Source organism: Bacteroidota bacterium, assembly GCA_039714315.1.
Lineage (GTDB): Bacteria > Bacteroidota > Bacteroidia > Flavobacteriales > JADGDT01 > JADGDT01.
Genome location: JBDLJM010000102.1, coordinates 1 through 11,411, shown reverse-complemented (window position 1 = coordinate 11,411; position 11,411 = coordinate 1). Strand labels below are relative to the sequence as shown.

The following is an 11,411-nucleotide window of genomic DNA, read 5'->3' as shown; positions in this document are numbered from 1 at the left end:
ATTAGAGTATCGTTTACACAAACTCCACCCGATGTTGTTTTCATTAAAACTTCTTTGGCTTTTTTGTTTTTACCAAAATAGTAAAATGCTAATGGCTTTTCATTTTTATTTATGTAATTGATAGTTTCATCGATATTGCTGAAAGTCATTACCGGCAGGACAGGTCCAAAAATCTCATCCTGCATAACCAGATAGTCGGGTTGAACATTGTCAATTATTGTGGGAGAAATATATTTGTGTTTAAAATCAACTTCTCCACCGGAATGTATTTTCCCCTGCTTCAAAATGCCTTCCAGTCTCTTCATTGCAGCTCCATTTACTATGCGCGGATAGAATCTGCTTTCTTTGATATTATTACCATACATCTTGTTTATGTACATTTCAATTTTATCCAGTAACTCATTTTTAATAGAATCATGTGCAAAAAGATAATCAGGAGCAATACAGGTTTGTCCTGCGTTTATAAGTTTTCCCCAGGCAATGCGTTTTGCAGCAATATCAATATTAGCATCCACATCAACAATACAGGGACTTTTTCCCCCTAATTCCAGAACTACCGGTGTTAAATTTTCGGCAGCGGCCTTTATTACTACTTTACCTACTTTTGAACTCCCCGTAAAAAATATTATATCGAATTGCTGACTAAATAGTATTTGATTTGTTTTACGACCACCCTGTAAAACTGTTATGTAATTACTATTATAAGTTTCAGAAATCATTTCTTCCATTACTTTTGCAACTGTAGGAGCATCGGGTGAAGGTTTTAAAACGGCACAACCACCGGATGATATTGAGCCAACTAAGGAATTTATTAACAACTGAAATGGATAATTCCATGGGGCTACTATTAAAGCTACGCCAAGGGGTTCGTATATTATTTTACTCGATGACGGCAAAAGATGGAGTGGGGTAGAAACTCTCTTGGGCTTTGACCATTTTTTTAATTTTCTTATATGATTGTCTATTTCCTTCGTAACAATACTAATCTCCGTTAAATATGCTTCTTCCGGGGATTTATGCAGGTCTTTCCATAGTGCAGACTCAATTTTCTCCTGATTTTGAAGAATTACTTTTTTTAGTTTACGAAGTTGCTCTAATCTAAAGTCTATGCTTTTTGATTTGTTTGTCGCAAAGAATTCTCTTTGTTTATTCAGCTTATTTTCTATTATATATTGTGATGTATCTGTCATTATAATGGCTGTTTGATAAAGTTATTACTTTTTATGACCTGTAAAATGCTCCATGGTTTTATATATACCCAGTGCGCTGCCGGCAAACCAGTCGAATAGATTAATCGGCATAAAAGCCTGACCCAATCGTGTAACCCTGTATATATACCCGGGTATTGACAGTAATTTTTTGTCTTTTTCAATTGCTTTTACTATTGTTAGAGCTACGGGTTCCGGCTCAAGAATAGGAATTCTGGATTTTACACCATCAAACATCCCTGTGTTAATATAATATGGCATTATGGTAGTTACTTTAATGTTTTTTTTCATTTGGAGCATCTCAAGTCGCAGACTGTCAGACCATCCTATCACCGACCATTTGCTTGCTGCGTAAACCGACATTTTAGGATTTGAAATTAGTCCTGCTGAAGATGCTATATTACAGATATGCCCAGAGTTTTGATTTAACATATCCCCCAAAAACTCCATTGTAACATACATTGGCGCATTTGCGTTGATATTCATTGTTCGCATAATGTTGCTTGTTGAATGTTCGTGGTAATATTTGCCAACTACTATTCCGGCATTATTTATTACAACATCAACTACACCAATTTCCTGTTTTATTTTTTTTGCAGTGGATTGAATTTGTTCAATATCAGAAACATCTACATTATAGCCGGTAATATTGCCAAGTTTTGAAAATTCAGATATAGTTTCATCTATTTTTTGTTGATTAATATCCCAAATTATCACCTTTGCATTTCGCTCTAACATTAAGCGGGAAATAATTTTACCTATACCGGATGCTCCACCACTTATTAAAATTGTCTTACTTTTTAATTGCTTCATTTGTGCTATGATTTAAAATTAATAACGGAGCAAAATTATGTAAGTCAGTAAATTACAGCAATAACATATGTTATCAGTTTTATTTTAAATTGGTATTATTCCCGGGGTGACTTTTTAAACGACTTAAATGTACAGAGCTAACATTGAGGTAAGATGCGATATAGTGTTGTGGTATGCGTTGAAGAATTTTCGGGAATTTAATATTCATATCACTATATCTTTCAATAGGTGTTTTGGTATATATAGATTGTATCTTATCATTAAAAATAAAAAAATATTCCTCAGCGAGTAATCGTCCAAGTTTTTCGCCATATCTCAGTTTCCGGTACCCTTTATTCAACATTTCAAAGGACATTAATACTACTGTTGTATCCTCCATAGCCTGAATGGAATAATTTGATGGTATTCCTTTTAAGAAGCTCTCGTAATCGGTAGCAAAAGTGTTTTCCAAAGCAAAGTGAAAGGTTTTTTCATCACCCTTATTATCTACGAAATAAACTCTTAACAAACCCCGGGCAACAAAAAACACATCTCTGCATATACTTCCTTCATTAAGGATAATCTCTTTTTTATTTAGGTGTTTTACTCTAAACATTGATGAGTAATCGTCCCATTCTTCCTCATTTATTTCAATATAATCTGAAATTACCTTACGAATATTTTCGATATTGTTATTCAATGCTTTTTAGATTACTTTTTTCATACATATAAAAGATATATTGAATATTATATTCAATAATACAAAAAATGGCTTTGCGACATTGTAAAAAAGCAGAAGCTTTCAATTAAGCACAATCTACGCAAAAGGCATCATTCCTTATAGGATTAATTCCTTTATAAATTCATAATGTTGAGCTGTTTCTTCATATCTCAATAATACTCGTTGTGCATTTTCCGGGATATATGCTATTTCATAATTCTCGCCAGCAAAGGTCTTTACAGCATCAAGAGAATCGAATTGAAGAATCAAAAAGAATTCTACTTCATCTTTTTTATTCTGTATCGATATACTGACTTTCTCTAATCCATCCACTCCTTTCTTTTTTACAGCAGGAAATACCTCATTAATAAGCATGTCTTCGTAGATAGGGGCATTTTCTATAGTAGTCCATCCTTTCCAGGTTCTGATAATTTTCGACTTATTATCCATAATATAATTTTAAAATTCCAATTATGTGTTTGAAGTAACAGTGTTATGTTCATTTGGCATTTCAACGCTCCAAATTTTCAATTTACTACTATTTTCATTTAAAACACGATCTTCATTTTTAGCACTAACTGCCAAATGCACTATATTTTTGTTAGTATTTGTTATTTACAGCTAATAGAATTACCATATTCAACAAGTTTCAGGAATTCGACTTTGCTTAATTCTCCTAAATTATAGTATTTGTATTTTTCGAAAACATCAATCACCAAATTTTCATTATCATTTGGTTCTAATTTTTTGAGACTGGTTTCAGCAATGACAATTTCATCATTATTTATATCGATAAATGATGTGAGAGTCTTGCATGTAAAGTCAAATTCATTTAGTTCAATTGTCTTAATTGTTTTGTTTTGTGATGTTTTAAAGTGAATTGATTTGTTTGATATGTCGTAAACAATACTCCATTGTGTATCTTCCTGGCTAACGTAATCCAAAGTTTTAAATACTATTTTTTTATCTAAGAGCATTTGTTCTTTCATTTTTATCACGGAGGCCACTTTTACAAATCTGTCATTGGATGTATTTTCAGGTCTTATTTCCATATTGCCCCCAAAACCATTAAAATTACTAACGTATTTAAGGGAACTCTCATAATGATTATTGCTTAAAACTGGATATGGAATATCCTCATCTTTGTATATGTAAGTTTTACCATTGTAAAATTCTATAATAGCTATATTTCCCTTACTATCTGAGATTAAATAATGTAAATTAATAAATAACGGAACGATAACTATACTATCTATAGTTGTTAAAAGCTCTTCAGTATTTGCAAAATTATCGAGGCAAAATTGAGTCCATTGAAATTCGTTCAGTTCGTATTTGTTATCGCTTTTCGGTGTTTCGCCCCATGAGTTTAGCTCTTCTATCACCAGCCCTTTTTCATTCATCCCGCCTAAGGGGAATTCTTTACCAAATTGATTGAAGGTTACACTTCCATATTTAGAAACCCATGTTAGTTTATTCGCCTTTTTAGAATATGCAGTTTTGTAAACACCCTTTTTGTTAACTAAAACAATACCATTGCTAATTTCCCAATCAAGATTTTTGGCCAGATATATTTGCTTGTCCTTTTTTATTGCAAATGCAGTACAAGCGAGCAACGAATAAGGAACCAATAGAAGAGATATTGCAATCAGTCCATGTACTAATTTGTTTTTATTGGTTGATGATTTATCCATCTCACTTATTTTTTATAGCACTTCTTTTAATAAATACTATCGGATAATATCCTCACTAAAGTTACTAATATTGTCATTTATAATCGGGATAACAGTAATAAATAAGTACTGTTATCCCGATTAGGAAATTCTGTTTAAGTCCTATTAAATATTTATAACTGTTTCAAATGCATTTTCAATCGCATCCTGTGCTTTCCCAACTTTATCCGCATCACCAATAATATGTATGGGTTTTTCATATCCGTTTTGTCCGATTGGATTGTGTGGTTTCATGCCTGTAGCCAGGATAATATGGTCGATATTTTCAAGAGTCTTACTGAAGTTATCACCCTCTATCATAACTTCCTTTCCTGAAATTTTCTTGACAGCTGTTTTAACAAATATTTCTACATTATCATTTTGCAGAGCCATAAGTGTTAGTTTTCTCTCTATCATCTCCATTCCGCGGGCAACTTCATCCATCATTTCAACAAGGAAAACTTTGTTGCCTTTCGAAAGCAGTTTGTTGGCCACTTCGGTACCTATTAAACCTCCACCAACTACAAGAGTCCTTTTGTTTTCAGGAATATTTTTTTCCTCCAGTATTTCGGCCCAGGAATATTCTTTCAGACCGTTTATTGGCGCAATTGCCGGTACAGAACCTGTGGCTATAATTATTTCATCGTATTTGTCTAAGTCTTTTCCCTTGGCTTCTTTGTTGATCACCTCAATTTTATTATCTCTTATTTCTTTTTCGTAATAAGTGACAATTTTCTTTAAGGACTGCTTATGTGGAGGCAAATACGCAAGGTTGAACTGTCCGCCAAGCTTTTCTTTTTCGAATAGGGTTGCTTTGTGACCGCGCTGCTTTAGAGTTATGGCAGCAGTTAGCCCTGCCAGCCCGCCGCCAACAATGGCGATATTTTTTGGTTTTGACGTTTTATTGATTAACAGATCTTCTTTACCTACCAATGGGTTTACGGTACAGCCTAAGCCTTTACCGCTTTTCACTCCGCCCAAACATCCTTCGCTGCAGGCCATACAGGGGCGTATATTTCCGTCTACCTGACCGAGATATTTGCCTACAAAGTCGGGGTCGCTTATTAAAGGTCGTCCCAATGCAATGAAATTATTTCCTTCTTTGCTTTTTATCTTTTCAATGTCTTCAAATTCATTGATCTGACCTACATAAATTACGGGGATGTTAATTTTTTCTCTGATACTGTCGGCAAGTTGCCATGTTTTTCCCTTTGGTACAAACATGTGCTGGAAATACCAGGGTGGAGTAGAGCATGCTGTTCCGGCTGTGACATGAATTGCCGAAACCCCTTTTTCTTCCAGTATTTTGGCAAATTCCTGCATTTCGTCTGCTTTGAATCCCTTCGGGGTCATTTCATCTCCCGTAATTCGGGCAATAATATCCAGGTTGGTGGCCTTTTGAATTGCTTCAAGAACCTCCAGAGGGAATTTTATTCTGTTAGCAAATGAACCTCCGTATTCGTCCTCACGTTCGTTAACCGCTTTTGAGATAAATTGCGCAAAGAGATATCCAAGGCCAAACTGAATTTCAAGATAATCGAAATTTGCTTTTTCAGCTCTTATTGCTGCCTCTACAAAGAGGGTTTTAACTTTTATCACCCCGTCTTTGTCTAAAACCACGGGTGTAGCACCTCCGTTTTCGCAGGCTTTAGCTGTAGAAGAAACAAAATAGTTGTAAGGGATTTTCGGGTTTGCCATTCGCCCCGGGTGGTTGAGGTGGGCAATTGCTTTTGCTCCATGTTTGTGAATTTCGCCGGTTAATGATTTAAGGCCTTCTATTTTATCATCAGCATCGATTCCCATCTGGGTGGGAAGTTCACGAAGTCCCTTATCCAGATAAAGAGGTTCGGGAATTACCGCCCCCACATGTTTGCTTCGTGCAGAATAAAAGTTAAGGTGTTTTTTTGTGACGATTCCGCTTTTATCGCTATATCCCGTTTTTACGGGAGCCATAATAAATTCGTTTCTTAAGGATATCATGTTTCTTTTTTTTATAATATTTTCTGGAAAATAAGTTCCAAAAATTTTAGGGGAAAGAAGCCTATGAGGCTGCTATTCAATATTATAAAAAAGCACTTAGAATAATTATGTTTTAAAGCATAAAAGAAGTTAATCTTTATCTAGATATGAAGATATTGGGATGCTTTGTTTTAAGTAAAGCTTTTAGTTGTCCGGTCTATAATACCAATAATGACACCAAATTAGCATTATTGGTATAATTCATGTTCGAGTATGTGAATTATATAAGTTTTCTGCTTTAAAAAAGTCTACAAAGCTAAAATTTTGTTACTTTGTGATGTATATGATTTTATAAACTTGGTTTTACTGATATATTATAGTCAGACCGTTAGTCAGAATAGAAATGATTAATCAATCTCATCCGAATATTAGGAAAATAGTTTTCTGGGATACTTACTTCAATGATATTGATTGGAATAAGAATGCCGGATTCATTATTACCAGAGTTTATGAAAAAGGTTCAATAGATGAATTAAAAGAGATTCATGAATTTTATGGCAACGAAAAGATTAAACATGAATTAATTAATGCAAGGTACCTATCGAATAGAATATTAAATTATGCTTCAATAGTTTTTAATACAAAAAAGAGTAAGTTTAAATGTTATTCAAAAACACTGTAGAGATAGAAACATTATTTCTAATTGAAGAGTTAATGCAAGAACCTTTACTTGATAATTTCAGACTAGTAGGGGGTACTGCATTATCTTTAATGAGAGGGCATAGAACCTCGGATGATATTGATTTATTTACAGATACAGACTTCAATCAAGAAGAAATAAAAAATCTCTTTAAAACTAAATACAGTAAGGGTAGACTAGATATTCAGGAATATTCATTTGGATTTACTTTTTATTATACTGATTATGAAAATAATCATGATGTAAAAATAGATGTTATGAATTTCTCTACAGATCCATTCTTAGAAGAATATACAATAATTGATAGCATAAGAATGGCCACTTTGAAAGATATTGCTGCCATGAAATTAAACGCAGTAAAATCAAGAAGAACTAAAAAAGATTTTATTGATATTTATTATTTACTTGACGATTTTAGCCTAGAAGAAATGTTAGAGTTTAATCATCAAAGATTTGTATTTGAAGAGTATAAAGATGCTCTAATAGGAATGGCAAATATATCAGAGGCTGATAGTGATCCTATGCCTAAGATGTTCTCAGAAATAACCTGGAAAGATGTAAAAGAAAAGATCATTTCTGAAGTAGAGTTATATCATAAGAATAACATAGAAAATAGATAAAAAAAAGAGAGGATAATCCTCTACTTCTTCAATAAGTCCTTGATGATAAAAAGAAGAGACGCTATAAGAGTTATACTCATCAATACACCGGAAGCAAAAATTATGTACTTCATAAATATCACACCTTTCCAAAGGAAATAAACCCCTCCAAAGGTTAAAAACAATGAAATAAAGGGTTCAATTGCGAGGATATATGCAATGTTTTTTGGCAGACTGCTCATTAGGGTTAGCAATGAAAATACCAAAAACAGTACAGACAGCGATAATACGTGATTGTGTATCATAGTTCTGATTTCGCGTGGCGATTTTTTGAAGATCAGAGTCTCTGCATCTTCATTGTTTTCATTACCCAGAAAATTTTCTTCTATGCCTTTAGAGTTGAAGTTTGTGGTTTCGTAAACTATTTCCATTCCCATTACAAATCCAAAAATTAAAGCCGAAACAAAAAACAATAAGAGCTTTTTTAGCTGTGGAGGAAACTTCAACAGTAATCCTTTTAATTGGAAATTATTATTCATTTGTATCAGCATTTAAGGAGGAAACTAATTTAGATGCTTCTCCAATAGATTTAGTCATTGACCGGGCTGATATTGTAGCTCCCGAAATTGCAGAGATATCATTTCTGAAGGTCATATCTTCTCCATTTGTTTTTCCTATAAATTGTTTCAGCCACCTTTTACTGCCAACTTCACCACCGTAGTTTTCTCTGTATCTTATAACATTTACCTTAATTATATTTGAGTTTTTGTCGAACAAAATTGAGTAGTCTATTTTCTCCGACCGGCTGTCGGCCTGTCCCAGATATGCATATCCGTATATTTCGTTGTTATCCGAAACTGTGTATACATTATCTCCTTCCGGGGCATCAACATTCTCTACCGGAAGAAATTCAATATCGCTTATGCCAAAAGAATTTTCAATGTCCTTTCTTAATTTTTTATCTGCTTTATTATCTAATGTGAATGATGATAATACAATGATAAAAACCGATAGAAAAAATGTTTTAAATAATAAATTCATAAGATATATTTATTCTTTATTGATGTTTATCTGGTATAAAGCTCAGCCGCCAAAATATAATTCTCACAAGCTATCCCAAACAAAGGCTGACGCATCCATCCGGGCGAAATATAGTTCGCTGTTCTCACCTTAAAAACTTCAATTCTTAATTTATAATTTAAGCACCTCTATTATAAGTAAAGATGCTTATAGTTATTCTGGATTGTATACTGCAAAATTGATACACAATAACTTAAGGATCAAACTTTTTGTTTAGTCGGGCATGTTTTTATACCAAATATGCTATATAGAGGACAAAACTTAAGCAGGCTTGTTAATACAAATACTCCTGCGATTATAAGCAGTACAATTCCCAATGTACCGGATATAACATTTGTGTAAAATAAAACTGCAATAATTGCCGCAACAAGCACTCTGATTATTCTATCAGCACTTCCCATGTTTTTTTTCATGTCGAATAAAATTTAATTCTACTATTGTTCTGAATATTTTATGTTTGTGTAGTAACCCGGGTCACCGCTATAAAATTTCGATGGCATTTGCATTTGTTTAACTTTTCTTTTTCCAAAGATTTTTAGAACCAAATACCAATGCCAAAATTCAAATTAGGATTATACTTGTTGCTTTCCTTATCACCCCTGAGCTGGTAATCTGCCTTCAATACAGCGCCCTGTGCTACATGGTATGAAACTCCCATTGTAATATCGGTTCTGTTATAGGCATTGTTCATTTCTATATCGGCAACAGAATTATGTGTGTCGTATTTTTCATAGCGTCCGAACAATACAATACGTTGTTCGGCATCTTCTTTAAATATACTTAGTACATCATAACCAAGCTCAAGGTAGTATCCGAACATCGATGAGCCCAAATCTTTACCGGTCATTGCGTTGTACTTTTCGGTATTGTTTAATCCTGAATAGATTACCTGGGTCTTAGCCTCGAAACCCTTTAGGTTGTATTGTGCATCAAAACCTACCATCGAAACTCCGATAATTGAAGAATCAGCCTTTGCAATATCTGTTTCATTAGAGTTATCCAGACCGTCGAACAGTGTGGAGTTGGTCTCACCAAAATAACCTGATAATCCCATTTTAAGCCCCTGAATTCCGTAGTAATTTACTTTTGTGGAGAAGTTTGCTCTCTGAAACAGCGATTCTGCTCCTTTTTGACGGCCTTTTCGCAGTCCGTCACTTCCTCTTAGTACTCCTCCATCGTTAAAGCTGTTGAAGCCATTGAAAACGTAAGCCTGATAGGAAAGAGAAATATCATCAATGTTTCCTGTAACTCCGGCACCTATTTCTCTCCAGGTAGTTGGTACGATATATTTATCGATGTTGGGGCGTTCAACACCATTGTATTGTGTAGGTTCGTGATATTCGTTTACATATCCCATCGGAATAAGCATTAAACCTCCTCTAAGTGATATATAGTCATTAAGTTTATAGTTCAAAAATGCCTGTTCTACATATACTTCTGATACATGTTCCAGTTCTATTTCGGTAATAAAATGTACATTTTCCGAGAATTTGTAACCAAAAAGTAATACCAGTCTGTGAATATCCATCATTCCTGATTTGTTATCATACAATGGCTGGTTGTAATCTATCTGTCCGTAACCACCGATGGTAACTCCTTTGCTAAAATTACCTGAAAGCATATTCTGAGCTGCGTTTTTATTCTTATCAGAAGTTGTGCCGCTTGTCAGTTGTGCATTTGCACTGTTTGATAGAATAGCGAAAATAAATATGAGGTAAATGTATTTCATCTGTTTATAATTTTTATGTTTTGGTCACCTGCCTGACTGCGTCTTGCAGGCAGGGATGGAACTCGCAAATAGTCATTCCCCTTTGTGAGAAATTGGCTCTCATGCTCGTTTCATTTTATATTAAACTAGATTAAGTTAAAATAACTCTGCAAAATAAGTCAGAGTTTTTAATATACACAAGTTATTTTAAATAAATCTAAATAAAGTTAAGCTGTAGTTGGTTAAGATGTTTAGCTATGCTTGTATATAATGTGAGAGGCGGTGGAAATATAAGTTGAGAAATGTTGAATTGTGAATTTTGAAGTTAAATAGTCTTATCAGTTTGAGATATATTTTACTGAGTTTTTTCCGATTATGGTTAATCAGAGTTAAAAAAGTCTTAAGTAATGTTAAGTATTGCATTGAACATAAAGAGTAGAGTAGTCCTTGTTTACATTTGCATTATAATTATTTACAAAAACAAAAATATATATAAAATGAAAAATACATTCAAAATTTCGGCATTGGTTTTAGCTATGACTTTCTTCGCAAACTACACAAATGCACAACAGCAGGGTAGGGGCAGACAAATGATTAGCTTCTCAACACTTGATGCAAACAAAGACGGAAAAGTAACCGAATCAGAATTCAACACCGCCAGAGAAAATCAAATGGAGAAAACTAACGGACGCGGTATGAGAATACAGAATATTTCGTTTGCTGATATTGATATCGATTCGAACAATGAAGTTAGTCAGGAAGAATTCAGCAAGTTCAGTCCGAACAGACAGGGAAGAGGTCAGGGGAGAAACCAGGGTCGCAGAAACGGACGAGGCAACGGACAAGGCAACGGACAAGGGCGTCAAAATGCAATGGCACAGAATCAGCCAAGCTTTGAATCTTACGATATAGACAAAGACGGTTTTGTTAGTGAA

13 protein-coding genes are annotated in these 11,411 nt (G+C 34.0%); 3 read left to right on the top strand and 10 right to left on the bottom strand.

Going from position 1 to position 11,411, the window contains the following annotated elements; translation table 11 throughout:
* The 6 genes from ABFR62_10260 to ABFR62_10235 all read right to left on the bottom strand — a co-directional run.
* Positions 1-1,190: aldehyde dehydrogenase family protein (locus tag ABFR62_10260; GenBank protein MEN8138801.1), on the bottom strand; the 1,190-nt coding region annotated here is incomplete at its 3' end.
* Between the two features lie 24 nt (positions 1,191-1,214).
* Positions 1,215-2,021: an SDR family oxidoreductase gene (locus ABFR62_10255; protein ID MEN8138800.1), complete on the bottom strand. Its 807-nt coding sequence runs from the start codon at positions 2,019-2,021 to the stop codon at positions 1,215-1,217.
* A gap of 79 nt (positions 2,022-2,100) precedes the next feature.
* A complete protein-coding gene (locus tag ABFR62_10250) occupies positions 2,101-2,700 on the bottom strand; it encodes a Crp/Fnr family transcriptional regulator (protein ID MEN8138799.1) in 600 nt (199 codons plus the stop codon).
* A 138-nt stretch (positions 2,701-2,838) separates the two neighbouring features.
* Positions 2,839-3,171: an antibiotic biosynthesis monooxygenase gene (locus tag ABFR62_10245; GenBank protein ID MEN8138798.1), complete on the bottom strand. Its 333-nt coding sequence runs from the start codon at positions 3,169-3,171 to the stop codon at positions 2,839-2,841.
* Positions 3,172-3,332: 161 nt separating this feature from the next.
* A complete protein-coding gene (locus ABFR62_10240) occupies positions 3,333-4,412 on the bottom strand; it encodes a linear amide C-N hydrolase (protein ID MEN8138797.1) in 1,080 nt (359 codons plus the stop codon).
* Positions 4,413-4,556: 144 nt separating this feature from the next.
* The gene (locus ABFR62_10235; GenBank protein ID MEN8138796.1) at positions 4,557-6,410 is read right to left on the bottom strand and encodes an NAD(P)/FAD-dependent oxidoreductase; all 1,854 of its coding nucleotides are present in this window, start codon (positions 6,408-6,410) and stop codon (positions 4,557-4,559) included.
* A gap of 382 nt (positions 6,411-6,792) precedes the next feature.
* Here ABFR62_10235 and ABFR62_10230 point away from each other — a divergent pair, with 382 nt between their 5' ends.
* Both ABFR62_10230 and ABFR62_10225 read left to right on the top strand, forming a co-directional pair.
* A complete protein-coding gene (locus ABFR62_10230) occupies positions 6,793-7,071 on the top strand; it encodes a hypothetical protein (GenBank protein MEN8138795.1) in 279 nt (92 codons plus the stop codon).
* Positions 7,050-7,709: a nucleotidyl transferase AbiEii/AbiGii toxin family protein gene (locus tag ABFR62_10225; GenBank protein MEN8138794.1), complete on the top strand. Its 660-nt coding sequence runs from the start codon at positions 7,050-7,052 to the stop codon at positions 7,707-7,709. The genes ABFR62_10230 and ABFR62_10225 overlap by 22 nt, the downstream gene beginning before the upstream one ends.
* Before the next feature lie 20 nt (positions 7,710-7,729).
* On the opposite strand, the gene ABFR62_10220 is transcribed toward ABFR62_10225, so the two are convergent.
* From ABFR62_10220 to ABFR62_10205, 4 genes are all read right to left on the bottom strand, one after another.
* Positions 7,730-8,227 (bottom strand): hypothetical protein, encoded by a 498-nt coding sequence (locus ABFR62_10220; GenBank protein MEN8138793.1) that lies wholly within the window; start codon positions 8,225-8,227, stop codon positions 7,730-7,732.
* Positions 8,220-8,729 (bottom strand): FMN-binding protein, encoded by a 510-nt coding sequence (locus ABFR62_10215; protein ID MEN8138792.1) that lies wholly within the window; start codon positions 8,727-8,729, stop codon positions 8,220-8,222. The genes ABFR62_10220 and ABFR62_10215 overlap by 8 nt, the downstream gene beginning before the upstream one ends.
* A gap of 239 nt (positions 8,730-8,968) precedes the next feature.
* Positions 8,969-9,181, bottom strand: coding sequence for a DUF2892 domain-containing protein (locus tag ABFR62_10210; GenBank protein MEN8138791.1), 213 nt, complete (start codon positions 9,179-9,181; stop codon positions 8,969-8,971).
* A gap of 122 nt (positions 9,182-9,303) precedes the next feature.
* The gene (locus ABFR62_10205) at positions 9,304-10,497 is read right to left on the bottom strand and encodes a hypothetical protein (protein MEN8138790.1); all 1,194 of its coding nucleotides are present in this window, start codon (positions 10,495-10,497) and stop codon (positions 9,304-9,306) included.
* 476 nt (positions 10,498-10,973) lie between these two features.
* Between ABFR62_10205 and ABFR62_10200 the strand changes: the two genes are divergently transcribed.
* A partial coding sequence (locus ABFR62_10200; protein ID MEN8138789.1) for an EF-hand domain-containing protein occupies positions 10,974-11,411 on the top strand: 438 nt, incomplete at its 3' end.